This window comes from Pseudomonadota bacterium (genome assembly GCA_018817425.1).
Lineage (GTDB): Bacteria > Desulfobacterota > Desulfobacteria > Desulfobacterales > RPRI01 > RPRI01.
Genome location: JAHITX010000069.1, coordinates 1 through 24,757, shown reverse-complemented (window position 1 = coordinate 24,757; position 24,757 = coordinate 1). Strand labels below are relative to the sequence as shown.

Annotated in this window: 26 protein-coding genes and 1 tRNA gene; 14 read left to right on the top strand and 13 right to left on the bottom strand. The window is 36.4% G+C overall.

Going from position 1 to position 24,757, the window contains the following annotated elements; genetic code table 11:
• The 10 genes from KKC46_12080 to fabG all read right to left on the bottom strand — a co-directional run bounded on the left by KKC46_12080 (position 1) and on the right by fabG (position 9,905).
• A complete protein-coding gene (locus KKC46_12080; protein ID MBU1054546.1) occupies positions 1-372 on the bottom strand; it encodes a hypothetical protein in 372 nt (123 codons plus the stop codon).
• Positions 369-1,037: a hypothetical protein gene (locus tag KKC46_12075; GenBank protein ID MBU1054545.1), complete on the bottom strand. Its 669-nt coding sequence runs from the start codon at positions 1,035-1,037 to the stop codon at positions 369-371. Before KKC46_12075 ends, KKC46_12080 begins: the two co-directional genes overlap by 4 nt.
• On the bottom strand, positions 1,031-3,451 hold the full coding sequence (locus KKC46_12070; GenBank protein MBU1054544.1) for a hypothetical protein: 2,421 nt from the start codon (positions 3,449-3,451) through the stop codon (positions 1,031-1,033). The genes KKC46_12075 and KKC46_12070 overlap by 7 nt, the downstream gene beginning before the upstream one ends.
• Complete coding sequence (locus KKC46_12065; protein ID MBU1054543.1) at positions 3,441-4,115, bottom strand: outer membrane lipoprotein carrier protein LolA; 675 nt, start codon at positions 4,113-4,115, stop codon at positions 3,441-3,443. The genes KKC46_12070 and KKC46_12065 overlap by 11 nt, the downstream gene beginning before the upstream one ends.
• 12 nt (positions 4,116-4,127) lie before the next feature.
• A complete protein-coding gene (locus tag KKC46_12060; GenBank protein MBU1054542.1) occupies positions 4,128-5,222 on the bottom strand; it encodes an SPASM domain-containing protein in 1,095 nt (364 codons plus the stop codon).
• Positions 5,215-5,844, bottom strand: a complete 630-nt coding sequence (locus KKC46_12055) for a 1-acyl-sn-glycerol-3-phosphate acyltransferase (GenBank protein MBU1054541.1) — start codon at positions 5,842-5,844, stop codon at positions 5,215-5,217. The genes KKC46_12060 and KKC46_12055 overlap by 8 nt, the downstream gene beginning before the upstream one ends.
• 304 nt (positions 5,845-6,148) lie before the next feature.
• A complete protein-coding gene (locus tag KKC46_12050; protein ID MBU1054540.1) occupies positions 6,149-6,400 on the bottom strand; it encodes an acyl carrier protein in 252 nt (83 codons plus the stop codon).
• A 24-nt stretch (positions 6,401-6,424) separates the two neighbouring features.
• Positions 6,425-7,648 carry a beta-ketoacyl-[acyl-carrier-protein] synthase family protein gene (locus KKC46_12045; GenBank protein MBU1054539.1) on the bottom strand — a complete coding sequence of 408 codons (1,224 nt, stop codon included), beginning with the start codon at positions 7,646-7,648 and terminating at the stop codon, positions 6,425-6,427.
• Positions 7,645-9,150: an NAD(P)-binding protein gene (locus KKC46_12040; protein ID MBU1054538.1), complete on the bottom strand. Its 1,506-nt coding sequence runs from the start codon at positions 9,148-9,150 to the stop codon at positions 7,645-7,647. Before KKC46_12040 ends, KKC46_12045 begins: the two co-directional genes overlap by 4 nt.
• Before the next feature lie 20 nt (positions 9,151-9,170).
• Complete coding sequence (gene fabG / locus KKC46_12035) at positions 9,171-9,905, bottom strand: 3-oxoacyl-ACP reductase FabG (GenBank protein MBU1054537.1); 735 nt, start codon at positions 9,903-9,905, stop codon at positions 9,171-9,173.
• A gap of 305 nt (positions 9,906-10,210) precedes the next feature.
• Between fabG and KKC46_12030 the strand changes: the two genes are divergently transcribed.
• The 6 genes from KKC46_12030 (at position 10,211) to KKC46_12005 (ending at position 14,744) form a co-directional block, all read left to right on the top strand.
• A complete protein-coding gene (locus KKC46_12030) occupies positions 10,211-10,870 on the top strand; it encodes a Crp/Fnr family transcriptional regulator (protein ID MBU1054536.1) in 660 nt (219 codons plus the stop codon).
• Between the two features lie 313 nt (positions 10,871-11,183).
• Positions 11,184-11,987: an ABC transporter permease gene (locus KKC46_12025; GenBank protein ID MBU1054535.1), complete on the top strand. Its 804-nt coding sequence runs from the start codon at positions 11,184-11,186 to the stop codon at positions 11,985-11,987.
• Between the two features lie 5 nt (positions 11,988-11,992).
• Positions 11,993-12,766, top strand: coding sequence for an ABC transporter ATP-binding protein (locus KKC46_12020; protein ID MBU1054534.1), 774 nt, complete (start codon positions 11,993-11,995; stop codon positions 12,764-12,766).
• Between the two features lie 31 nt (positions 12,767-12,797).
• Entirely contained in the window at positions 12,798-13,244 is a 447-nt protein-coding gene (gene mlaD / locus KKC46_12015) for an outer membrane lipid asymmetry maintenance protein MlaD (protein MBU1054533.1), read from the top strand.
• A 31-nt stretch (positions 13,245-13,275) separates the two neighbouring features.
• Entirely contained in the window at positions 13,276-13,884 is a 609-nt protein-coding gene (locus tag KKC46_12010) for an ABC transporter substrate-binding protein (GenBank protein ID MBU1054532.1), read from the top strand.
• 8 nt (positions 13,885-13,892) lie between these two features.
• On the top strand, positions 13,893-14,744 hold the full coding sequence (locus KKC46_12005) for a VacJ family lipoprotein (protein MBU1054531.1): 852 nt from the start codon (positions 13,893-13,895) through the stop codon (positions 14,742-14,744).
• A 172-nt stretch (positions 14,745-14,916) separates the two neighbouring features.
• Here KKC46_12005 and KKC46_12000 read toward each other — a convergent pair whose 3' ends face one another.
• On the bottom strand, positions 14,917-15,141 hold the full coding sequence (locus KKC46_12000; GenBank protein MBU1054530.1) for a hypothetical protein: 225 nt from the start codon (positions 15,139-15,141) through the stop codon (positions 14,917-14,919).
• A gap of 155 nt (positions 15,142-15,296) precedes the next feature.
• On the opposite strand from KKC46_12000, the gene polA reads away from it, so the two are divergent.
• The 5 genes from polA to KKC46_11975 all read left to right on the top strand — a co-directional run bounded on the left by polA (position 15,297) and on the right by KKC46_11975 (position 21,136).
• Positions 15,297-18,002, top strand: a complete 2,706-nt coding sequence (polA, locus tag KKC46_11995) for a DNA polymerase I (GenBank protein ID MBU1054529.1) — start codon at positions 15,297-15,299, stop codon at positions 18,000-18,002.
• Between the two features lie 123 nt (positions 18,003-18,125).
• Entirely contained in the window at positions 18,126-18,902 is a 777-nt protein-coding gene (locus tag KKC46_11990) for a 16S rRNA (uracil(1498)-N(3))-methyltransferase (protein ID MBU1054528.1), read from the top strand.
• Between the two features lie 32 nt (positions 18,903-18,934).
• Positions 18,935-19,010, top strand: a tRNA-Phe gene (locus KKC46_11985).
• Positions 19,011-19,963: 953 nt separating this feature from the next.
• The gene (locus tag KKC46_11980) at positions 19,964-20,614 is read left to right on the top strand and encodes a hypothetical protein (protein MBU1054527.1); all 651 of its coding nucleotides are present in this window, start codon (positions 19,964-19,966) and stop codon (positions 20,612-20,614) included.
• Positions 20,615-20,791: 177 nt separating this feature from the next.
• Complete coding sequence (locus tag KKC46_11975) at positions 20,792-21,136, top strand: hypothetical protein (GenBank protein MBU1054526.1); 345 nt, start codon at positions 20,792-20,794, stop codon at positions 21,134-21,136.
• A gap of 85 nt (positions 21,137-21,221) precedes the next feature.
• On the opposite strand, the gene KKC46_11970 is transcribed toward KKC46_11975, so the two are convergent.
• The gene (locus tag KKC46_11970) at positions 21,222-21,557 is read right to left on the bottom strand and encodes a helix-turn-helix transcriptional regulator (GenBank protein ID MBU1054525.1); all 336 of its coding nucleotides are present in this window, start codon (positions 21,555-21,557) and stop codon (positions 21,222-21,224) included.
• A 565-nt stretch (positions 21,558-22,122) separates the two neighbouring features.
• On the opposite strand from KKC46_11970, the gene KKC46_11965 reads away from it, so the two are divergent.
• From KKC46_11965 to KKC46_11955, 3 genes are all read left to right on the top strand, one after another.
• Complete coding sequence (locus KKC46_11965) at positions 22,123-22,599, top strand: hypothetical protein (GenBank protein ID MBU1054524.1); 477 nt, start codon at positions 22,123-22,125, stop codon at positions 22,597-22,599.
• A gap of 74 nt (positions 22,600-22,673) precedes the next feature.
• Positions 22,674-23,084: a hypothetical protein gene (locus KKC46_11960; GenBank protein ID MBU1054523.1), complete on the top strand. Its 411-nt coding sequence runs from the start codon at positions 22,674-22,676 to the stop codon at positions 23,082-23,084.
• A 270-nt stretch (positions 23,085-23,354) separates the two neighbouring features.
• Positions 23,355-23,951: a DUF4124 domain-containing protein gene (locus KKC46_11955; GenBank protein MBU1054522.1), complete on the top strand. Its 597-nt coding sequence runs from the start codon at positions 23,355-23,357 to the stop codon at positions 23,949-23,951.
• Positions 23,952-24,455: 504 nt separating this feature from the next.
• Here KKC46_11955 and KKC46_11950 read toward each other — a convergent pair.
• Positions 24,456-24,623 (bottom strand): hypothetical protein, encoded by a 168-nt coding sequence (locus tag KKC46_11950; protein MBU1054521.1) that lies wholly within the window; start codon positions 24,621-24,623, stop codon positions 24,456-24,458.
• Positions 24,624-24,757 lie beyond the last annotated feature (134 nt).

Here is a 24,757-nt window from a genome sequence, read left to right as displayed (position 1 = left end):
TTAAACTACTGACACTTTCAATTGTATTTCTGCTACCTTTGTATCTCCGCTTGTAACAGATGCCTTTATCTTTGATTCTTTTACTTCTTCATTAATTTTTGTGGATACAATTATAATTTCCTGATTTACAGTTACCGAAGCAACAAATTTTGCCAGCAAAATCTCAGTTAAGCAAATTTTTTTTCCATGAAATTTTTCAAGCATTGCAATTACCGACTGAATTTTACAAACACCCGGCAAAATAGGCCTGTCCGGAAAATGACCTTTAAATCCTGTAAATTCAGGCAGAAAAATAAATCGGGCTGTTATGCCGCCTTCACTTTCCATAAGTTCATGCATGGATTCATTTATCTGTTGCATCAGGATATTCATTGCCTGACCTCTTTTAGCCTTAATATCAACCTGTAATCATATTTGTAATTATTAAGGATTATTCCGGATGGATGTACTTTGCCAAATTTATTCTTATATTCATAATAATTAACACACCATATGACATCATCTTTAACAAGGTATCTTTTTTTAACAAGAAAATTGTTTTGCCCTGCAAAAACATATTCAGTAGTTAAATCAGCATCTTTTTGGCTAAAAATAATTTCACATTCATTTTTATGTACTTTTGACCCGTTTTCAGGCAGACGATCAAAAAATATTTTCCTTATATCATCTCCCACAGCTTCTGCGAAATTCCCTTTTTTTGTAAATTCTTCGATAGCAAATTTTAATATATTTTTATCTTTTTCACCAACGAGTTCAAAAAGTTTGATTCCAACCGGATTTATACCAGCCACTGTAAATACTTTTTCTTTCGTATCAATATCCGAATATCCTATAAATGAAATGGTCTGCCCCTTATATTCAAAAACGATAGTATTTATTATCTGAAATTTATCGGCAAGCACCAGCGAAAAGTTTTCTATTACACTGTCAGGATCAACATTGTCCATTGATACACAGGAAGCTTTTTTAAACGGAATCCCGGAACAGCCTGCAAAGCACAGAAGAAAAATTCCAGTAATAGCAAAATATCTTAACATTTAACACCTTTTTTTGTAAGCCAAAGCCTGTAAATACAAGGCACTGCAATAACAGAGGAAAGAAATCCCGTTAAAAGACCGGTAAAAAGTATTGTCCCGATTGAAAATAAAACAGGGTGTTTTGCAAAAAGAAGAACGCCGGTTCCTATCATACTTGTCAATGCAGCCAGAAACACTGCCGTCTCCGTACCTGTCTTGTAGTTATGACTACATTTATAAACCATGAATATTCCGTAGTCACTGCAAAGCCCAACAAGAATCATGATTGCAATCAAACATGGAGCATTCAAACTTAAGCCGACTATGGGAAGAACACCCAGAGCTGCCGCCAGACCCATAAAAACCGGTACAAGCGCAAGGAAAGTCAGCTTAATATCTTTTAGTAATATCATCATCAAAATAGGAAGTAAAATACCTGCAATTATAGATATATATATAATCTCATGTGAAATTACATCTGAAAGAGCTGTTGAAATTTGCTTTCTTGATACAATAAATGTATCCTGATGTACTTTGCTTATTTTTGCAAATTCTGAAATATATGATTCTTCATCAGGAAAAAAAGTTAATACGTAAAAGCCTTTTTCATGTTTTAGAATAAACCTTTCTTTTAATCTTTTTAAAAATTCATTCTCATCAGTGTTTACTAAAACATCAGTACCATTATAAAGATTATCAAAAAAAGGATTAAAAGCATTGTCAGAAAAATTATACGCCCTGCCCTCTTTTGCAAAAAGCTCTTTTAATTTTGTAACCTTTTCTTTGGTCCAGAATTTTTCCCAAAAAACGGCATTCTCGCTTCTTGTTTTTAAAGAAGGCCATATAGCAGCAAAACTTGAAATATTGTCATTTCCAAATTTATTAACAGCCTTTTTATATATAAGTTCTGTTTCAAGAATTGCTTGTTCAGGATTTTTATTAAAGACAACCAGTATTGCAGGATCATCTTTTTTTACCCATGCTTTTTTAAATGAATCTTCCGCTTTAAATATTTCAGGATTGCTTCCGTCAAATTGTTTGATATCGCTATCAAACTGAATTTTGGATAAGAAAAAAACCATTATAAGTGCTAAAAAAACCCATATAAAAACCCATATTTTATCATTTATTTTGGCGGTGCTTTTTCTATCATCGGGTTTTGAAAATACAGCTAATCTGTTAAACAGGCCATGCATCTTAAATTCATTGTTTGTTTCAACAAAAGGCGGCAGAAAATAAAGTGAGCAAATTAGTGAAAAAATAATGCTGATTACAGAAAACACTGCAAGCTGACGGTATCCGGGAACATCCGAAAAATAAAAAGCTGCAAAAATACCTATTGTTGTTAAAGTTCCTGCGATTACGGGCTTTTTTACCTGTTTAACAGCATCAAATCTGTTGCTGCTGCATCTTATGGCAGTATAAACATGTATTCCGTAATCAACTGAAATACCGGCTATAGTTGCTCCCATGCCTATAATAAAATAAGATAATTTATCCAAAAATAAAGAAGATAGGCTGACTGCAACCGCAACCGAAGCAAGAGGAATTAAAAAAACCAACCCGGCTTTTATATCACGGAAAAAAAACAAAAATACCAGAAAAAAAGCAACTGATGCAATTATCATTGTAAGCTGTATATCGCTTTTTATAACATCCTCATTGCTTATAGTATGAAGATGAGCAGAAATTATATCAGAAGAAATATATGGGGGAAGTGCATCAAGTTTTTCATGAAGATAAGCTATAAGCTTTCGCGATCCGAAACCGTCGCTAACCGCAACCGGGGTTTTTAGTATCATTAAAGCATGTCTTTTGTCCCGGCTTAATAAATGGCCGTCTTTTATTATGACTTCATAACCGGTTGAAGAAGAAAATTTTTGCAATTTTTTAAGCAACCCGTTTTTTATTCCTAAAGGATCGGATCTTACAAACAAAGTTGCAAACATGCCGGATGGAGAAATGATCTGCATGTAATTTTTTTTCAAAACTAAATTTATTCCATCCGTATTAATTAAAGAATCAATATTTAATAAAGTTTCTTTATCTGTAAGCTGGGGTGTGTATTTTAAAAAACCAAGCATATCCTTAAAAGATTTGGTTTCCGAAACATTAAAAAACACCTCGGTGATTAAAGGAGGTTCTAAGGATAATGCAAGACGGTCAACTTCTTTTATAAGATCGGTTTCCGTTTTATTTACATCATTAAGCTTTAATGAAAGTACTATCTTTTCCGAAAATTCAGACTCTCTTAAAAAACGTATGCTTCTTATAATTTCAGTTTCTTCGGGAAGCATCGACTCCATATTGTTGTCAAAAGAAACAAAAAAAAATCCGGCTACAGATATTGCAATAACAAGAAAAAAGATTCCGGTTATAATTAACTTCTTTTTTTTATTGTTTATTTCGGATTTTATTTTTATATCATCCGGCAATGGGAATAAGCCTCCATGCGGCAGGTTCAATTTCAATATTTACATTTGTGTCAACAAACATGAGTGAGGTTGTATCACCGCTTTTTTCCTCAATAAAAATTTTCTGGATGTATTGTTCGTCTTTTCTGAAATCAACTGTTACGCTTTTAATAACATTGCCTGCAAAGGTTTCAGTCTTTGGAACAAACTTTAGTGATACGGGTTTATCGCAAACAAGGATAACATCATAATCTTTTACCAGCTGTGTGTAAGCGCCTGAAAACCATCCCCGCATCTGACCGATAACTGCTTCAAATGCCGGATTTTTTGACAGAGAAATCTTTTGAACCTTTTTTGTATCTTCATCCCACTGGCTGATAGTATTTTCGGACATAATCATAATATATTTCAAAGGCTCATTTACACGCCATGCCAGCCGATACGGCTTTTCGATATAAATCATTCCTTTTAATACAACTTTACTATTAAAAACAGCCAGCTCTTTTTCCTGAATAAAAGCGGTTTTTAAGGTTTTTATCTTTGCCATCTTTGTTTCAAGCCTTTGCAATACCTCATCTAAACCGGCTTTGTTATCAGCCGAAGAATTTGTTTGCTCTGCCACCCCTGATGCTGCAAATAAAATCACCAGCATTAAAAGAGTAAGTATTCGTATCATTTTAAACATTGCCTGTTCCTTTTATTCCTGATCCGTATTATGCCAGATCTTAATCTCTCCAAAAGCAAGTACTTCGTTATCTCTTTTAATAATCCCTTTTACTATACCGAAACCACCAAACTTGGCATACTTAAAAACATAGATAGAAAGTCTATCTCCAACCTTTGCTTTAGAGTTTATAATAAGCTTTTTTCCTCCCAGAAGATAACCTTCCGGAGCAGAATCAGTTGCTTCCATATTTCTGAAACCATTAAGTGCGGCAATAGATTGTGCCATCATTTCAAAGTAAGCGACATTATCTATACTGCCGTCTTTTTCCATAAAAGGCATCCCCTCTTTTATTAATGCGCTACACTCGGCGCTGCGTTCAGCCAATTTGTCAATGGAGTCAATAATTCGCATAGGAGGCATTTGAGGTATTATTCCGTCAAGTTTAATCGGAAGACAAATAATATTATTTTTTTTCTTTTCATTTTTTTCACACAAAGAATCTGCTGCAAGATAATCTCCTGTAATAAGATACGATCTGCCCCGGCATCCATAACAAATTTTGGCTTTTTCGCATATGCGACATGGCCCTTTTATTTTATTTTTGTAGTCTTTTAAATCGCATAATATTTCACTGTCTTTTATTATATCGCTTAGCTTCTGATAACGGATATTTCCCAAAGGTATTTTAAGCCCCGGACAAGGCAAAACATAACCGTAAGATGTCACAACAACAGAATACCTGTGGCGCATGCATAAAGCAGGGTCATTTTTTTTGGAATTCGCATTACAAAAATATTCTTCGTTTAAGATATCGGTATCAATACCAAGCTCTTTTGCAAAAGATAAAATATTTTGCATTTTTCGAAAGCTTGCAGCTTCTTTACCCGAAAAAATAATTACTTTCAAACCAAGAGATTTTGCCTGATTGATTACATCGCAAATATCTTCTTCCGAAAGTTTTTCATCAGGCAATGAAGCAGGATTAATAAAGGCTGTAGAAAACCCGAAATCAACCGGATCTCCCAAATATATTTCAAGGGCATAAAGACTGTTTGCTCTGTCTTCACCTGTATACTCATCAAAATAAATAAGCGAGTCAAATATCCGGCTGCATGATTCAGCCATCTTTTTTACCTTCCATTATTTCAATCTCATCTATCATTATCTGACGTACTCTGTTTTTTAATTTAAAAGGGCTGTAATTTTTATATTCATCATCAGTTATGGGTTTAAGCTTATGTATTTTTATGGCCCCGGGTCTTAGAAGAAGTGTTCCTCTTGCCGGAATATTTTCATTTCCTGTAATGCATACTGGCACAATCGGATATCCTGATTTAAGCGCCACTCTGAACATTGAACTGTGAAACTGCCCAACCGAACCATCTTTAGAGCGGGTCCCTTCAGGAAAAGCAGCAATGGATACACCTTCGTTTAAAAGCTCAATAGTTTTTTTCTCAAAATCTTCAAACGGCATTTCTCTTACACTCAAATAACCGGCACTTTTTGCCATAAAGCCAAGTATCGGGATTTTAAAAGGCCAGATGTTTACTACCTGTATAACTTCTTTATATGGAAGATAAGCCATCAGAAAGGGATCTGAGGCTGATCTGTGATTACAGATAAAAATAAACGGCCCCGGATTGTTTGATGCATCAACATCCTTAAAAATTATTCGCACAAAAGGAAATGGAAGAACCTTGCATACTCCAATACCATACCAGGCAACAGCTCTGCGAAATTTTTTCATTGCTTTTCGATGGGAAATAAACAGAGCCTGAATTGCTACAATAAGAGAAAAAAGTGGAATCCCAAAAACAGAAAAAACGATAAAGAAAAAATAAAACAGTAAATTAAAAAATAATAGTATAAAAAAGTCTTTCATCTTAATTATAAAGCAACTCTGTATTAATAGAGCCACTTTCAAAACGTTTCAGTTTGGTCAAGGTCAAGGCGGGTGAAAATTTTAACCGCAGGAATACATGGAGTATTTCGAGGATTAAAATTTTCGCCCAACGCAGAGATCGGCCAAAATGGGACGTTTTGAAACTGGCTCAATATTCTGCTTTTAATGTAAATATGAAATCATATATATCCTGAAGCGTTCTTATGGTCTGTATCCTCTCGTCGTTTCGTATTTTTACGCCGAATTTCTCCTGTAAAGCCACAACAAGATCCACCACATCCAGACTGTCTAACCCCAGATCCTGAAATATATTCACTTCTGGTTTTAATAGTTCTTTTTCTATTTCAAACGATTCTTCAAAAACCTGATTTGTCAGTCTAATTATCTCTTGTTCCGTCATTTAATATCCCGTTTTATCTTATAATTACTTCAATTTTCTACATATTATTGAAGCATTGATTCCTCCGAAAGCAAAACAATTTTTAACTATTACATCAATCTTTCTTGTTAATTTTTCAGTTACATGGAAAATACCATCACATTCAGGGCTAACTGATTCAAGATTTAATGTGGGATATATACATCCTTTTTCCATCATAATAAGTGTTGCTATTAACTCAATTGAGCCGGATGCTCCCAGAGTATGTCCCATATATCCCTTAAGGCTGCTTACGGGAATCTGATCTCCAAATACTTCTTTTATGGCTTCAGCCTCTTCCTTGTCTCCATTTAGAGTAGCTGTTGCATGGGCGTTTATATAATCGACTTCACCGGCTTTAATTTTAGCTTCTTTTAGTGTTTGCTTAAAACAGGCCACCATTGAACCCTTATTGGATTTACTTATGTGTACTCCGCTTCCGCATGTATGATAGCCGATAATTTCAGCATAAATTTTGGCATTTCTTTTTAATGCGTGCTCATATTCTTCAACAAGAAGAATACCGCTTCCTTCTCCGCAAACAAGACCATCTCTTTTTGCATCAAAAGGACGGGGCGTTTTATGGGGCTCATTATTGTATCCGGCTGATGTAGCAAAAAGGATATCGAAAGAACCGGTAACGGTCGGGTGAAGATCTTCTGCTCCACCGCATAATACTGCATCCTGCTTTCCAAGTCTTATAAGATCGTAAGCAGCACCTATAGCCTGAAGAGCCGAAGCACATGCCGCCGATGTTGCAAGAACATAGCCTGTAATACCCAGATGCTGGGCTGTATTCATTGCAGCTGTATGGGAGATACACTGAAAAAACTTCATTGAAGAAAGTTTTGTAAGATCTTTATCGGGAATCATGATTTCAAAAGTATCATTAATACTTTCAGCACTTCCCATGGTAGACCCAATTATGCATCCCAGACGGCCTGATGATAGCAGTTTACGGTCTATACCTGCATCCAAAAGAGCCTGTTCGGCAGCCTGAACCGAAAATATGCTCATTCTTCCCATTGATCTTCTGCTTGAACGTGGGATAGCCTTTTCATTTTCAAGCTTAGCAGGTGCCCCCACAAGACTTCTCAAACCTATATATTGATCCCAACCATCCATGTAACGAACGCCGCTTTTTCCGGCCTCTATGCCGCTGATCATGGCAGGTATATCAGTGCCTAATGGAGAAACAGCTCCTATGCCGGTAATAACAACCCTTTTCAACTTCCAAGCCTTTTTTTAATAAAATCAATATATAAATCTTTTCCGACAACGCTGCGTCCTATTATAAATGACGAAAGCATAGCGCCTACAATTCCCGGAAGCACCGCACTTTGTCCGGCTGCATAAACATTTCGTACAGGAAGCTTTCCGAAAAGATTAAACTGCCCGATTTTCTGTTTTATTCCATATGCAGAACCATCGGGCGAATTAAGATAATCTTTAAAGGTCAGTATTGATGCCGCATCCAATATCATAAAAGAATCTTTATATTCGGGGTAAGCCATAAATATTCTTTTTTGTATGTTTTCTATGCGCTCTTTTTTGTATCTCCGATATACTTCAGAGCGCTTTCCCGGTTCGGAATCTATCCAATCTTTGACATGTTCCGGAAAAGAAAGCTCAAGAGCAGAAATAACCATATGCTTTTTCCCGTTCACTGTTTCCTGATTCTTCAATATAACAAGAGCCGGATTACCGGAATATAAGGGATCTATAATCCGATTCATATCAGTGGTTGAAAAAACCGATAGAATGGTAGGCTCAGAGTCTCTGTCTGTGGGAATGTAATTTTGTACTACTCCAAACAAAGCAAAAAAGCCGGCTGACGATTCAAAGGCAGCCACCCTATTTATAAATGCTTTAGAAAGACACTCTTTTGGAAGAACATCTAATATTGCTTTCGGATGTATTGTAAAAATACATCTGTCGGCAACAATCTCTTCCCCTGTATTTAAGATAAATTTTCCAACAATATTGTTATTTACATCTGCACATTCTTCAATAAAACTTCCGGTACATATTTCTATATCATAATCTGCAAAACTTTTCTTAAAAGCCCTGATAAAAGCATCCCCCCCGTCTTTTACCCTTGCAACAGATTCATAAAGCCCGAAACTTACCCTGCTGTGATTTGCAAAAGATATTTCCGAAGGTTTTACTCCATAGCACATACAGTATTTTGAAAGCAGTCCTTTGAGCCTGTTATTTTCCGTTAACTTATTTAATACATCCTCCAGGCTGATATAATCTTCATCAATCCAGTGATGGGAAAGTGAAATATTTCGCAAGTCAAGCGACACTGTTTTTTTGCAGACATCTGCAACCATATCGAAATATTGTTCAACAGCCTTTTTTTCCTCCGGAAAGTATTCTATTATCTTTGCTTTCTTCTCGTCATAACCAAAGGGAAAATCGTAAACCGAGTTATCTTCTTCAAATATTACCCTGATTCCATCTTCTTTCGTAATAAAGACAGGCTGAATCTGATCGCTTATTCCAAGAACAGCAAGCATATCAGCCAGAATTCCGTTTTTATAAAACCCACCGGTAAAGTGAAAGCCGGTATCAAGCGGTATTCCCTGTTTATAAAATCTGGCCATTGAACCGCCGATATTTTTGCTTTTTTCAAGAAGCAGTACGCGATGACCGTTCATCCCAAGCAAAAGCGCAAGGGTCATCCCGCTTATTCCGCTTCCTACAACAATATCGTCATATTTCTTCATTCAATATGTTTCCATAAGTTTTATATTGCAAGGCCACCATTAATACCTATAACCTGACCGTGAATATACATATTTTCTTCGGTGCATAAAAAATTAACCACAGATGCAACATCTTCCGGTTTTCCGAATCTGTTAAGCGGAATAAGTGGAAGCAATTTACTTTTATCCAAAGATTCAACCATATCAGTTAAAATAAGTCCTGGGGCCACAGCATTGACAAAAATATTTCTTTTCCCTATTTCCCTTGCAAGCGCTTTAACAGCTCCTATTAAACCCGCTTTTGAAGCCGAGTAATTTACCTGGCCTGCCTGTCCGATTTGTCCTGAAGTTGATGAAACAACTATAATACGCCCTCTTTTTTCCCTCAGCATTGGAAAAAGCACTGTTTTTATCACATTATAAAATCCATCAAGATTTACTGAAAGTACGGAATCCCATTCTTCTTTTGTCATCCAGACCATCAGATTATCTCTTGATATTCCCGAATTGAACACAACTACATGTGGGGGATGTTCATCCGACTTTTTTTCAAGAGCGGCTTTTGTGGCATCATGGTCGGAAATATCAAATGCAATATTTTCGCATTTTTTACCTATAGTTTCTATCTCGGATTTTACCTTATTTGCCGCCTCATGATTGCTTTGATATGTTAACCAGATATCAAACCCGGATTGCGCAAGACGAAGAGCAATTGCACGTCCAATTCCCCTGCTTCCACCTATGACAAGAGCTGTTTTACCATTATTTTCTTTCATATACTAATGCCATCCCTTAATGCACAAAAAGCTGTTGTGTTTTAGAATATACCATAAAAGCAATTTATTATGATTAGCTATTGCAAGTATTTATCATATTCTCTAAAGCAGATTTATATATGATTAAAAATTTTATTTAATATAAGTTATTACAGATATCGTCAATAAAATAGTTTGGGTAAAAAAATGCTTATTTATTGACAACAATAAAATTGTTGATTAAAGTCGATAGATTAGTTTATCGTGTTTTTTGTTAATTTGTCTCTTTCATTTTTGTCAAATAATATTTATTGGAACTATCAAAAGTGCAACACACAAACATATTAAAAAATATACCGATTTTTTCCTGCCTTGATGAGGATGAACTTTTTGAACTTACAAGAGTAGCAAACAAAAAGGTATTTCCTAGAAATTCTCTTTTGATTAATGAAGGTGACAAAACCGATTCTCTTTATATTATTATAAGCGGCAAAGTTAAAGCAGTTATTACAGATGAAAACGGTAAAGAGGTTATACTTTCGATTTTCGGCCCCGGAGAATATTTTGGTGAGCTGGCATTCATAGATGGTGAGGATAGATCAGCCAGCATAATTACCAGGGAACCCACAGAAGTTTTGATCATATCAAGAGAAGGCATCAGAGATATTTTAGCTTCAAATCCAAATCTTGCATTTAATTTACTTATCGGGGTTGTAACAAGGCTTCGCGAAGCTAATAAACAAATAGAAAGCCTTGCTCTTATGGATGTATACGGCCGAGTGGCAAGACTTCTTGTCCATCTTGCCAAACCTATTGGCAAAAAACTATGTATCGAAGAAAAACTTACTCACCAGGAAATTGCAAATATGACCGGCTCTTCAAGAGAAATGGTCAGCCGTATTTTTAAAGATCTTGTATATGGTGGATATATAATCGTAAAAAACAAGCAGATTACTTTAAATAAACAGCTTCCGTATTCCTGGTAATCAGCCAAATCCGATATTTAATGCTTTTGATTCACGCCAATAATTCATCACTTTGCCAAAAGTCATAAAAAGTCCCCGAACCGTCATACCTGCGAAAGCCTATATCCAGAACTTATTTATTTTCACATCAATATTTATCATGATTGACACCTGCATTTTTATCGTGCTACTACTTAATAAGTAAAATCAATTATTAAAATAATAAAAACTGAAAACTTTTTTGCTGCAAATTCAAGCAGTAATGGCTTTAGATAACTTGCAGTTGTTACATCGGAGGTTATTTTAAAACCTCGTTGCTATAAGGTTTGTTATTATGTCGCAATTCTCTGTTTTAATAAATCCGATTACTGCTCTTGGAAAATGGATAATATTTATAGTCCAGGAAATGGGGCGAATAGCAATTTTCTTTTTCGAGAGTTTTTATTTGATGTTTTCCCGCCCTTTCCAAATAAAAAAGATTCTTCAACAAACACATTTTATCGGAACAAAATCCGTATTTGTAATATGTCTTACAGGGGCTTTTACAGGCATGGTTCTTGGCCTGCAAGGTTATAATACACTATCAAAATTCGGCTCATCAGGATTTTTAGGCGCAGTTGTTGCCCTTTCACTTATCAGGGAGCTTGGCCCGGTACTCGCAGCCATTATGGTTACAGGAAGAGCAGGCTCTGCGATAGCTGCAGAAGTCGGGATAATGCGTATATCGGAAGAAATTGATGCTCTTGATACAATGGATATAAATCCCCTGCGGTTTCTAGTAAGTCCCAAGCTGGCTGCCGCGCTGATAAGCATACCGCTTCTTACCGCCCTTTTTGATGTTATAGGTATTATCGGCGGATATATTTCGGGTTCTCTTCTGCTCGGTGTAAGCGGCAGTGCATACTTTGCACGCATCGAAACCAGTGTTGTGATGGCGGATGTAACCGGAGGTTTTATCAAATCATTTGTTTTTGCGGCTATTATTGTAACAGTATGCTGTTTTCAGGGTTATTATACACATACCAGAAAAGAAGGTTTTGGCGCAAAAGGCGTCAGCCTTTCTACTACTTCAGCTGTTGTAATTTCATGTGTCACTATTCTTATAACTGATTATGTATTAACATCAATACTGCTGTAGGGTTTATGAAAGATCCTTTTATTCAATTCAAGAACGTTTATAAGAGCTTTGGTGAAAACCATGTTTTAACGGGTGCCGATCTTAGTATTTATAAAGGTGAAATCACAACCATTATAGGTAAAAGCGGAGGTGGAAAAAGCGTGCTTTTAAAACATATAATAGGACTTCTTGAGCAGGATTCGGGGGCCATACTGTTTGAGGGTCGCCCTCTCTCGGATATGAAAAAAGCCGAAAAAAAAGCCTTAAAAAGAAAATGCAGCTATATGTTTCAGGGAACAGCTCTTTTTGACTCTTTAACCATATATGAAAATATAGCCCTTCCGCTTAAAGAAACAACCCGTTTATCCGATTCCGAAATAAACATTCGGGTAAAAGATAAAATGGATCAGCTGGATCTTAACGATATAGATGAAAAGTATCCTTCACAGCTATCAGGAGGAATGAAAAAAAGAGTAGCTCTTGCAAGAGCGCTTGTCACCGATCCGGAAACCGTTTTATTCGATGAGCCAACTACCGGGCTTGATCCTATCCGTAAAAAGTCGGTGCATGAAATGATATCGGATTATCAAAAGAAATTCGGGTTTACCGGAGTTGTTGTAAGTCATGACATACCTGATATTTTTCATATTTCACAACGGGTCGCTATGTTAAATGAAGGTCGGATACTTTTTGAGGGAAACCCTGAAAAACTTGCTCAGTCCTCTGACCCTGCGGTTAAGGAATTTATCCAGGGACTTTATACCGGAAATGATAATGGATGCATCCAAAAGAAACAATAAAACATGTTCAAACTATTGAGTTGGAGGAAATGTGAAGAAAAAATCAATAGAAACATCGGTTGGAATATTTTTTTTACTCGGACTCATTTGTGTGGGTTATCTTACAATTAAGCTTGGAAAAATAGAGTTGCTAAGTGACAATAATTACCCGGTCTACGCTAAATTCAACTCCGTTTCAGGACTTAAGAAAGGCTCCCAGGTTGAGATGGCAGGCGTCAAAATCGGCACCATTGATTCCATTTCTCTGAGTAAAAAAGATGCCAGAGCACTTGTTAAAATTAAAATAGCTAATGGAATTGTTTTAACAGATGATGTTATTGCTTCGATTAAAACATCCGGATTAATTGGAGACAAATATATAAAAATCTCTCCAGGTGGTTCCGATATAGTGCTTAAATCAGGCGATACTATTACCGAAACAGAGTCAGCCGTTGATATTGAAGAGCTGATAAGCAAGTATGTTTTTGGCGGCGTTTAACAATAAGAGCCAGTTTAAATAGGAGAAATGCGTGAAAAAAATAATAGTATTTTTATTAATAATGGTTTTTACTTTTGTTACAGTTTCGTTTTCTTCCGGCTTAAGCCCGTTAGATTCGCTTCAAGGTCCTATCGATGAAGGATTAAGCCTTTTAAAAGATCCAAAATACAAAGATGAATCTCAAAAAAAAGCCCAGCGTGAAAAGATGTGGGAAATAATACGCAAAGCCTTTGACTTTACAGAACTTGGGGGTCGGGCACTTGCAGTAAACTATAAAATATTTTCTCCCCGGCAAAGAAAAGAATTCACCGAAGTTTTTGCAGAAGTCCTTGGCAATGCATATCTCGATAAGATTCAGGCAGGATACAGCAATGAAAAAGTAGTATATATTAATCAGGAGTTTGTTTCAGATAACAAGGCGGTTGTGAAAACAAAAATAATACAGGAAAATAAAGAAATCGCTGTTGACTACAGCATGAAGCTTAAAAATAATGAATGGAAAGCATATGATATCAAAATCGAGGGTGTAAGCCTGGTTCAAAATTACAGGTCTCAGTTCAATGAAATTTTGTCAAAGGAAACCCCTGATGAACTTATAAAACGGCTCAATAAAAAGCTTAAAGACCAGGAAAAGAGTTAAAAAATATTATGAATAAATTACCAGCTATTATTGCTTTTACCGTGCTTTTTTTCTCTGCTAATTCTCTAATTGCATACGATCCGGATATTTGGTCAACTCCGGAATATGGCAACAAAACAATTCTAATTGCTTCCGAATCCGATAATTCATATCAGGATTTTTTAGATGATGAGCCTGATTTTTTAAAAGAAGAACTCGAACGGCAAGAAGAAACCATAACTATTGCTGATCCTTTATATTATTGGAATTTTTCCATGTATTATTTTAATGACAAAATGTATTTCTGGGCTTTAAAACCGGCCTCACAAGCTTACCGTGCTATAACTCCAGCTATTGTAAGAACCGGGGTAGATAACTTTTTTTATAATATTAAAATGCCCATTCGTTTTGTAAATTGTATCCTGCAGGGTAGAATAGTAATCGCAGGCCATGAGCTTTTAAGATTTATGATAAACAGTACCCAGGGAATTTTAGGTTTTGATGATGCCGCAAATAATTATACATGGCTAAAAGCAGGAAAGGAAGACCTGGGTCGGACTTTTGCTGTGTATGGAATAGGCGACGGGATATATCTTGTCTGGCCTTTTTTCGGCCCTTCTACCCTTAAAGATTCTTTCGGTATGTTTGGAGATAGATTCTTAAACCCTGTTTCATATCTTGAACCAATTGAACTGTCACTTTGTGTTACAGCTTACCAAACCCTAAACAAAACATCTTTCAAGATTGGAGATTATGAAGCATTCAAAAAAGCTTCTCTTGATCCATATGAGGGTTTGAAAAACGCTTATATCCAGAATCGCAGGAAAAATATTAATGAATCTCCGCTGAATATGCTCTCCGAAGACTTGCTGGAATGGTAAAACAATTACTGGAGCCTGTTTCAAAACGTTTCAGTTTGGTCAAGCTCAAGGCGGTAGAAAATTTTAACCGCAGGAATACATGGCGTATTTCGAGGATAGCGCTATGCTTCACTTCGTGCAAAATTTGAGCCCAACGCAGAGATCGGCCAAAATGGGGCGTTTTGCAATTGGCTCATTGGTTCCCTAACCCATTCTGACCTCCACAGTCAGGACACTGCCAGGTAATTCCATTACATGACATTCCCCAGAAGTTTTCTTCCATGCAGACCTGGCATATGGTAAAACCACACCTGCACCTCCAGCAAAAAGGAGCTTCCTGTTTGCAGCAGTAACAATTGCTTTCTTTTGCCTTGCGGCGTTTTTCTCTGTATGTTAGTTTCGTTGGATTCTTTGTCATAGTTATCATAATAGGGTTCGAGGATTCCAGGGGTCAAGGGTTCAAGTGATTGAACAAACTTTTTTTATTACACTCGAATCCTTGACCCCTTGAATCCTTGACCCCTAAGTTATTACAGCAACAGCGCCCTGTCAAGGTGCTTTGGAGCCTTATAAATGATTGTTTCTGCCGAAATAAAAAATAAAGATTTAGACAAAACCCTTTTTCTTATAGATGGAAGCGCATACATCTATCGTGCTTACCATGCAATAAGAAATCTTTCCAATTCCAAAGGGCTTCCTACAAATGCAATTTTCGGATTCGCCCGTATTTTAATCAAGCTTATAGAAGACTGGGCACCCAAATATGTTGTTATGGTTTTTGATGCCAAAGGCCCAACCTTCCGGCATGATCTTTATAAAGACTACAAGGCAACACGGCCCCCTATGCCGGATGATTTGCAGATACAGATCCCCTATATAAAGGAAATCACAAAAGCTTTTAACCTGCCTGTTATAGAAATACAAGGTTATGAAGCTGATGATATTATAGGCACTCTTGCACACCTGGCCGAAGAGTCGGGTTTTTCATCTGTTATGGTAACAGGAGACAAAGACTTTCTACAGCTTGTTACCGATAAATCCATCATATGGGATCCCATGAAAGACAAAGTAACCGATTTAAATTCTTTTAAAGAAGAATTCGGTCTTATGCCAAAACAGATGATCGATGTAATGGGGCTTTCGGGAGATACCTCAGACAATGTTCCCGGAGTTCCCGGAATCGGTCCCAAAACAGCTCTTGATCTGATAAAAAATTTCGGAAGCATAAAAAATCTTTATGATAATATTGATTCAATTACCAAAAAAAAGCAGCATGAAAACCTGATCCAATTTAAAGAACAGGCCGATTTAAGCAGGCAGCTAGTTGAAATAGACACAAAGGTACCTGTTGATTTTGAGCAGGATGCTTTTTGTTATAAAAAGCCGGACAACCAAAAATTATCCGCGCTTTTTCAGGAACTGGAGTTTAGGCAACTTCAGCAAAGTTTCTCCGGTCATTCGGATCTTTCAGAAAAAAAGTATAGTATTATTGATGACATAAAATCACTTTCCGAACTAGTAGAAAGATTGGAATCCGCAGACCATTTTGCCCTTGATACGGAAACAACATCTGAAAATCCATTGAAAGCAAAGCTTGTAGGAATATCTGTATCACTAAAAGCACACGAAGCATTTTATATCCCTCTGGCTCATGAATACGAAGGCGTGCCCAAACAGCTTGGCATGGATGAAACAATTAAAATGCTTAAAACTGTTTTTGAAAATCCCGATATAAAAAAAATAGGCCAGAACATTAAATACGACTGGATAGTGCTCAGGCGTCACGGCATTGAGCTTGCCGGAGTATATTCCGATACAATGGTAGCATCTTATCTTATTAATCCTTCAAAGCGGGCGCACAATCTTGACCAGATAGCTCTTGATTTTCTCGGACATAAAAAAATTACTTTTGAAGAAACAGTGGGAAAGAAAAAGCCTGAATCCGGTTTTAAAAATGTGCCTTTGGAAAAGGCTGTCTCATATGCCTGTGAAGACGCTGACATCACTCTTATGGCCCACGAGGTGCTTTTCCCTATGCTTACCGAAATAGGGGTCAAAGATCTTTTTGAACAGATTGAAATGCCTCTTATCCCTGTACTTATGAAGATGGAGACAAACGGAATATGTGTAAACAGAAACAGGTTATTAGAACTTTCAAAGCATTTTAAACAGCAGTTAGAAGATCTTGAAGAAAAAATTTATTCAACTGCCGGTATGACCTTTAATATCAAATCGCCTCAGCAACTTGGAGAAGTTCTTTTTGAAAAGCTGATGCTTCCTGTAAAAAAGAAAACGAAAAAAAAGACGGGGTATTCAACTGATGTGGATGTACTGACAGAACTTGCAGAAAAGCATGAACTTCCGGCGCTTGTATTAAGGCACAGAACGCTTTCCAAGCTTAAATCAACCTATACCGATGCACTGCTTGAAATTGCAGACCTAAAAACAGACAGAATACACACCTCATTCAACCAGACAGTAACAGCTACCGGAAGGCTTAGCAGCTCCAATCCCAATCTTCAGAATATTCCGATAAAAACCGATGAGGGAAGAGAGATAAGAAGCGCTTTTGTACCCCAAAATGGCTGGAGTCTTATTTCAGCCGATTACTCTCAGATAGAGCTTCGCCTTCTTGCCCATTGTGCGGAAGATGAAATACTGATCAAAGCTTTTTTAGAAGATGAAGACATTCATACAAGAACTGCTATAGAAATATTCCAGATTTTCCCGGATTTTATAACACCTGAGTTAAGAAATCAGGCAAAGACAATAAATTTCAGCATTATATACGGAATAAGCGCTTTCAGCCTTGCAAAGGATCTTGGTATCAGCCATAAAATGGCCCAAACGTATATTGATAATTATTTTGCGGGATACAAAGGAGTAAGCAAATTTATCGAAAAAACCATTAATGACGCGCATGAAAATAAAAAAACCTCTACACTTTTGGGGCGCATAAGACTTCTTCCCGATATAGACAGCTCCAACAAAATTGTAAAAGCTGCGGCAGAGCGCATCGCGGTAAACACTCCCATACAGGGCACAGCCGCTGATCTTATAAAGATTGCTATGATAAATATAGATAAAGCTTTTACAGAAAAAAATCTTAAAAGCGCAATGCTTCTTTCCGTTCACGATGAGCTTGTTTTTGAAGTACCACCGGAAGAACTTGATATGGTCACCGAACTTGTTAGAGATATAATGGAAAATGTCTGGACTCTTAAGGTTCCGCTTAAAGTAAATATTTCATCAGGTATAAACTGGGCAAAAGCGCACTAGAAACAGCCGGTGATTTTGTGAGGGGTCAAGGATTCAAGGATTCAAGCGAAATGATGGGAACTTACTTTCCGGGGTCATTTTACAAAATTTTTTAAAGAATACGCCTTAAATCATAAAATATCTATGAGACTTTTTTATATTGAACAATCCGAGCTTGCAGGTACAAATCCCTCAATAAGAGGTGTTGATGCAAGACATATTATAAATGTACTTCGATTAAAACCCGGAGACAGTATAGAGCTTTTTGATGAATCGGGTATAAAATATGAAGCAAGGATTGTTGCTGTCTCTTCTGCAAAAGTTGATGTAAATATTGTAGGACAATGCAATCATGTTGTTGAATCGTTTCTTGAGATAGTTGTAGCCCAATCCTTTCTTAAAGAAGGCAAAATGGATAATCTTATCCGGCAACTCACAGAACTTGGCATTACAAAATGGATACCATTCATATCGGAACGCTCTGTTTCAAGACCGGATGACAAACGCCTTTCTAATCGTACAAAACGATGGGAAGCCATAGCAAAAGAAGCGACCAAGCAGTGCAAACGGGCCAAAAGCCCCAAAATAGGAAAAACTGTTTCCTTTAAAGAAATTTTAGAATCTGAGCCAGGATTCGATCTTAAAATAATATTCTGGGAAAATGAAAAAAACCTTCTTGAGATAAAAGACCTTGGTGGCAAACATGGGGTTATAAACAAAATCCTTGTAATGCTTGGGCCTGAAGGGGGTTTTACAACAAATGAAGTCGAAAAAGCCAAAGAAAGCGGTTTTTTAACAGCCGGTCTTGGCCCCCGAATCTTAAGAGCGGAAACCGCTAGCCTATCTGCATGCACTCTTATCCAGTTTCTTTTTGGTGATATGGGGCAAAAAGTCCTTGACAAGAATGCAAGCTTAAAATAAATAATACTTCTGTTTTAAAACAGAGTTTCTATGCCGAGGTAGCTCAGTCGGTAGAGCAGCGGACTGAAAATCCGCGTGTCGGCGGTTCAATTCCGTTCCTCGGCACCAATGAAATCAAAAGGTTAGCCAACATGCTGGTTAACCTTTTTTCTTGTCCTGTTAATCTCTCCCCACTTTGGGAAATTTCATGCCATTTTTTCTTTGAGAAATAGGCTTTCTTATCTATGATAATAATCTTTATAGTATATCCCCGACTAAGACGAAGTCGAATTTTTTTAATCCTGCCGGGTGTTGTTTCGATATTGGTCATTCCGATTGCTGCCTATATCCGAATCAGATAGACCGCCTTATGGTTCGTTTACCCTGCTACGGCTTCCTATAACGACCCAGGTTAAACGATTCGCCCAGCCCCTTACTCTTAATGTTCCCGGATAAAATCGTTTATTTTAGACCTTCATAATCTTTCATAGCATTCCGGTACCTGCTTCAAGCATTATAGCGTTGGGTTTCTGACCTTAAACACTACCACATAGCTCAGGCTCATCTACTTTCTTCAACACCTTGTCTTTAAACGTGTGCGTGTGATCGCTGTAGCCATTGCAGCAGATTGCAGAGAAGCAAATATCGAGAGTGTTGGCTTCACGCCCTGCCCAGGCAAGAAAAAGAATGCTTATTAAACAAGCCCCGGCATACACCTCTTTTTTGAAACATAGGGGGTAGAGACTCCTTAATACCCCTACCTTGTATGCGTTACACGCTCTGACAAAAAAAGAATGCTTCCGGGAAGGCCCCCCCTATACTTTTAATCTGGTTTACTCTATATGAAAACATCGTCGGCAAAATTTTAGAAAAAAATAGAGAAAACAGGTACTGCGATATTGCTGTAGAAAAATGATCTATAGGCTTTATTTCTACCTCCTACCATGACTATGCATTCTTCTCATGAAACTTGTAGATTTCTAACGGAAATCATGATAAAAATAACCCGAAATTAATCTTAAAAAAAGAAACCACTGTTATTGAGAGGAAACTGTTCCATATATTGTTAGGTCAGGGAAAAAATGGAAAAGAATGTTTCTACAGAAATACCAGTACCATTGCCGACAGATTGGGCAAAAATACATAGTCAACTATCAAAAGCATGGATGCTTAGAGAGGATAGACAAATACCCAAGCCACCCGTGCCTTTGATATTGGCAGGTGCAGCATTTTCAAGTGCAAGTGCTATCCGAGCCAGATGGATTGATTTAATCAATTGGACAAATGAATATGGGTTTTCGTCTATTTTAATGAATAATTTGCCTGAATCACCCAGTTATGATGTTGCTGAAAGCATAGCAGGTGTTTCTGCCAATGGTAAAGGGTGGTGGCCAGAAATAGGTGAGCAGTTTCACCAACCTAAACAAAAGCCGAGTAAAGAAATTATCTTGGCAACATTGAATCGTTTGAAAATTGAATGGGAAGTGATTGTTGGTATTGAACTTGGCAAAGAAACTTTTCCGAAAAAGTTCACTGGGAAGAAAGCGAGGCGTTTAGTTGTATTTGCAAATCCAAATTTCTCGCCACCTTGGGGTAACTGGTATTCTGTGAACAGAAATCCTAATGCATTTTCAAAATTTCGAAAAACTATAAACGCTGCTATTTCGCCCATGGAAGTTGACAATATCGATTTTAATACTGAATATTGGCCTAATCGGGTAGCCAGGGGTTAACGGTACCCCAAATTCAAAATGTAATCGCAGTTTATATATGCCGGAATTGATTAAAACCAAGCTAATTCTTTTTATCGCAGTGATTAAAATAGTGATTAAAAAACCATGCCTCTTCTTATTCGTTTCAAATGTGACAAGTGTGCACTAACATTAGATACGTTCGGCGGAATAACGTATGTGATTGATGATAAAAAAAACCGTATCCCGTGTTCGCACCCTTGTGAATCTTATCAGATAGCGAAAGTCTTGAAAATTAATGAAGACGATATTTTTGGTTTTCCTTATATTCCAATCCAAAACAAAAAAGCCCTTAAATTGATTAATGAGCGTGGGGGGTTTGAAACGGATATGCTTTGTTTTGGATGTTTAGCAGAAGTAAGAATTGATCTTGAGCGAGATCCCCATGAATGCCCAAAATGTAAACATAAAGAAATTATTCCTATCCAAGATTTATATTCAATGCAATGCCCAAAATGCAAACAAGGGGTGTTTTTTGAAGTTTTAACCGGCATCATCTCTTAAGGCTTATATTACCGAACAAGATCTAATGGCTGATATAGGGGTTCATCTCCCAAAAACCTCTTCAGAAAATATTGGTCAGGATGGTTCATTCCAGTATGATCTTGGCAATTTCAGTTATTTTCTTAATCTGCTTAGGCCGTTTACCTTTCAGTAGTTTCCACAATTCCAGAGATTCAAAAGGACTTTCCGATAATACTGTAACTTCTTCCCCGTCAAAATTAAGCAATTCTGACAATCTTATTTTTAAAGCATTCGATAGCTTTTCAATAGTTTCTAAGGAGGGTGCGCGTTCACCTCTTTCTATTCGGCTTATCAGGTCAACACTAAGATTTGTTTTTTCTGCCAGTTTTGCCTGTGTCATTCCTGCCTTATTGCGCAATTGAGAAAGGTGTGCACCAAATTTCTTTTTGATATTTGTCATAGTCTCGCCCTTTTAAGGTAAGAATATACGAAGAAAAACCGTCATGGAAGTGACTGTGAGTCATGGCCAGATGATTAATAATGGTTGACTATTAGTCTTAGTGATGCTAACTCTTTACAAATAAAGGGATATCCCATATAAATTATTATTCAGCCTAAAAAAGCACAAAACCTTGCAGGATATTCTCAGAAACAGGGAATTGACGCTATACAAACTATTTTTACCGCCAGAACTTAAATTAAGTCTGTTAGGAGGGGGTACGGTATGAATGCTTTAATTGATAGAATTCCGATATATAACGGTGAGATCATAGCGGTGACAACCTGATGCAAGATTTATATGCACTTATACATCCTCACTTTTGTACTTTAATTTAAACTGATTAACAATACAGCAATTATTTAGGTATTATATGTTACGAATAATTTCTATTGTTTTAATTCTTGTATTCTCTCCTTGTATGTTGGTCGCTCAACCCCAACACAGTAGATTTGAACTATACAAACTCAAATACGGAATCTCGGTTAAAATACCCAAACATTGGAAGATAATTGATAAGCAAATAATGGATCAAATCGACACTAATACAGAATTGCTGTCCAAGGTTCCTCAAGGTGATAATGATATAATTATTGCTGCAAACTTTACAGTCAGTAATCAACCTTTAGCAACTATTAGAATTAGCGTAAGAACCAGAAATACTTTTACTCAAGACGATATTGAAAACATGAGCCAATCAGAAATTAATAAACAAGATATTTTGAGTAGAAATATGTTAGTTAGTTCATTAGCAAAATTAAATAATTCATCAACTAAGGTTTCTGCATTCAAGACCACAAAAGAAATGCTTTCCGGCTTTATTTGTGTGAGAACTGATTACAAAACAATCGAACATTCTAAAACTATGAATATATCAATTTATGTAATCTATCAAGGAAGTAGAGCCGTGAAAATGACCCTTGCATATGATAATAGTTACACGGATTTCCTTGAAACAACTATGAACAAAATAAAAAAGTCATTAGTGATAGAAAAAAAATAACACTTCACTCCAGCGGACGCTTTACTTGAACACTACTTCATTTCAATGTGTAAACTTAGCAGGGATTTTTTATTATGATTAAACAGGGATTTTTTATATTTTGGTTTCTCTTCGCTGTAATAACTTTCGCACCATTACCTGGAGAATGTGAAGATTGGAAAGAATATTTCAAGGACAATAATGGAACTTACTACTATGACAAGGATAGTATTCACTATCCAATTCAAAAAAAATCTATCTTTGGTTTAACATTACAGAATAAAGAGATTGTTAATGTATGGACACGAACAAAAGAAAAGGCTACAGGAGTAATAGGTGAATCGTACATAGAAAGAATTTACTGTTTAGAAAGAGAAAGTATGAGTCTCTCCAAAAACCCTTATAATCTCCTTGAAGGTTTTTTAGAAAAACAACTTCCTGGCGTACGAGTAAAGTTAGAACCGGGCTCTCGTGGAGAAAGCCTTTTTAAGCATGTATGTCCGTAAAATGATATATTAGCCCAAGTGAGGAATGGTAAAACAAAGTATCAATATTCAAGTTATTACACCAGCAACTAAATACAGCCATTCCAGCTATCTATTTATAGCAAATACTGGCTTTGCATGGACATTAATGGACATGTTTAATTGCCGGAGTAATAATAACATTTCAAAATTCTATTTCGGTTCCTATTACAAACAATTTTTTAATTCTTTAATCTAATGGTGACAACAACTATACTTTTATAAAGACCTTACATTAAGGGGGATAGAAAAATGAAGAACTTAAATTCCATAATTTTGAATTATATGTACAGAAAATCAAGAGTCCCTATATTAATCGTAATAATTTTCCTAATAGCCTTTTCTCTAATTTGCACTCAGACGATTCAGGCAGGAGAAATGTACAAATATACTGATAAAGATGGTAATACAGTCATAACAAACACTCCAAATCCAGAAAGGTATCAAGTAAAAGTAAAGGAAATATATTCATACAGTGAAGCATCATCATCAGAAAAAATGGGTTTGGAAAAAGATGATAACAGTGAGGTGGATGACCTTGTTGAAAAACTCATAAACGATCCGAGCAGTCGAGTTCCAAGTGATAAAAGGTTTAGAAAAAATGTATTAAAAGCAATTGTAACTCTTCGGGAAGCACAACTTCGGAATCAAGGAAATCCACAAGATGAGATGGAAACTAAAATGAAGCGACAACAAAGGGATACGGAGGATATACTCGAAGAGATGGAATCTAAAAAAGTTCAAATGGAGGGTCAACAAGCTAGAATGAATGCTGAAATGATACAACAACAAGCAGAGATTAGTCAATTACAACACCAACAAAGAATGAATACATTTTTTGGGAAATAAATATTAGTAGGTCAGATGGTTAAACGAAAAACCGGAATTGCCAAAGGCACCCTTTTTCATAAAACACTAAGCATGATTATCGTTTATTTCCGGCAGTAATTTTATATAAGGAATATATTACTATCCAGATATTCAAGAAATTATTCAAACATCCATTTACACAAGGTCTTATAATCGTATTATCAATTGGTTTTATACTATCTTTGTTCAGTAACGAAGGCAAAGATTATCTATACCATATTGGAATAGCGCTTTTGATTGGGGGTTCCCTCTTCTTCGGAATGTATCTCATTAATATTGTACTTACATCCCTTTTTAGGAAAAACAATATACAAAAAGATATTGGACTTTTCGAACGAATGCTAAATAGCACAATTGGCCCTTTTCTTGTGCCGGGGATATTTACCTTTATCTGGTTTTTTGGAGGCCATCCATTATGGGCATTATTTATCCTTATTCCGTTGTGGATTAGTGCCATTATAGATGCAATTTCAGAGAAAAAGTCTAAGAATTGATTTCAATTGCCTCAATCACAAGATTGCGAATATACCCGCTCATACTTCTACCGCTCTTCCAGGCAATTTCTTTTAACGCTTCCTTTTCTTCCTCTGATAGTAGAGTGGTAACCCTGATTCTATCAACACTTTTATCTATTTTATCCATCTTATTCATGTTGCACCTCCGTCAAATAATATAAATTTATTGAGCTTTTTCGTATAAATAACAACGTGTAAATTGTTATTTTAATTAATTTGTTTTGCGTAAGTATGATCCTTTTTACAAAAGATTGTAAAATAGGACTCTTC

Bases quoted from the DNA above. Each gene is read 5' to 3' on its own strand.
- KKC46_12080 (MBU1054546.1), bottom strand. From the start codon at position 372: ATGAATATCCTGATGCAACAGATAAATGAATCCATGCATGAACTTATG.
- KKC46_12075 (MBU1054545.1), bottom strand. From the start codon at position 1,037: ATGTTAAGATATTTTGCTATTACTGGAATTTTTCTTCTGTGCTTTGCA.
- KKC46_12065 (MBU1054543.1), bottom strand. From the start codon at position 4,115: ATGTTTAAAATGATACGAATACTTACTCTTTTAATGCTGGTGATTTTA.
- KKC46_12060 (MBU1054542.1), bottom strand. From the start codon at position 5,222: ATGGCTGAATCATGCAGCCGGATATTTGACTCGCTTATTTATTTTGAT.
- KKC46_12055 (MBU1054541.1), bottom strand. From the start codon at position 5,844: ATGAAAAAATTTCGCAGAGCTGTTGCCTGGTATGGTATTGGAGTATGC.
- KKC46_12050 (MBU1054540.1), bottom strand. From the start codon at position 6,400: ATGACGGAACAAGAGATAATTAGACTGACAAATCAGGTTTTTGAAGAA.
- KKC46_12040 (MBU1054538.1), bottom strand. From the start codon at position 9,150: ATGAAGAAATATGACGATATTGTTGTAGGAAGCGGAATAAGCGGGATG.
- fabG (MBU1054537.1), bottom strand. From the start codon at position 9,905: ATGAAAGAAAATAATGGTAAAACAGCTCTTGTCATAGGTGGAAGCAGG.
- KKC46_12025 (MBU1054535.1), top strand. From the start codon at position 11,184: ATGTCGCAATTCTCTGTTTTAATAAATCCGATTACTGCTCTTGGAAAA.
- KKC46_12020 (MBU1054534.1), top strand. From the start codon at position 11,993: ATGAAAGATCCTTTTATTCAATTCAAGAACGTTTATAAGAGCTTTGGT.
- KKC46_12005 (MBU1054531.1), top strand. From the start codon at position 13,893: ATGAATAAATTACCAGCTATTATTGCTTTTACCGTGCTTTTTTTCTCT.
- KKC46_12000 (MBU1054530.1), bottom strand. From the start codon at position 15,141: ATGACAAAGAATCCAACGAAACTAACATACAGAGAAAAACGCCGCAAG.
- polA (MBU1054529.1), top strand. From the start codon at position 15,297: ATGATTGTTTCTGCCGAAATAAAAAATAAAGATTTAGACAAAACCCTT.
- KKC46_11990 (MBU1054528.1), top strand. From the start codon at position 18,126: ATGAGACTTTTTTATATTGAACAATCCGAGCTTGCAGGTACAAATCCC.
- KKC46_11980 (MBU1054527.1), top strand. From the start codon at position 19,964: ATGGAAAAGAATGTTTCTACAGAAATACCAGTACCATTGCCGACAGAT.
- KKC46_11970 (MBU1054525.1), bottom strand. From the start codon at position 21,557: ATGACAAATATCAAAAAGAAATTTGGTGCACACCTTTCTCAATTGCGC.
- KKC46_11965 (MBU1054524.1), top strand. From the start codon at position 22,123: ATGGATCAAATCGACACTAATACAGAATTGCTGTCCAAGGTTCCTCAA.
- KKC46_11960 (MBU1054523.1), top strand. From the start codon at position 22,674: ATGATTAAACAGGGATTTTTTATATTTTGGTTTCTCTTCGCTGTAATA.
- KKC46_11955 (MBU1054522.1), top strand. From the start codon at position 23,355: ATGAAGAACTTAAATTCCATAATTTTGAATTATATGTACAGAAAATCA.
- KKC46_11950 (MBU1054521.1), bottom strand. From the start codon at position 24,623: ATGAATAAGATGGATAAAATAGATAAAAGTGTTGATAGAATCAGGGTT.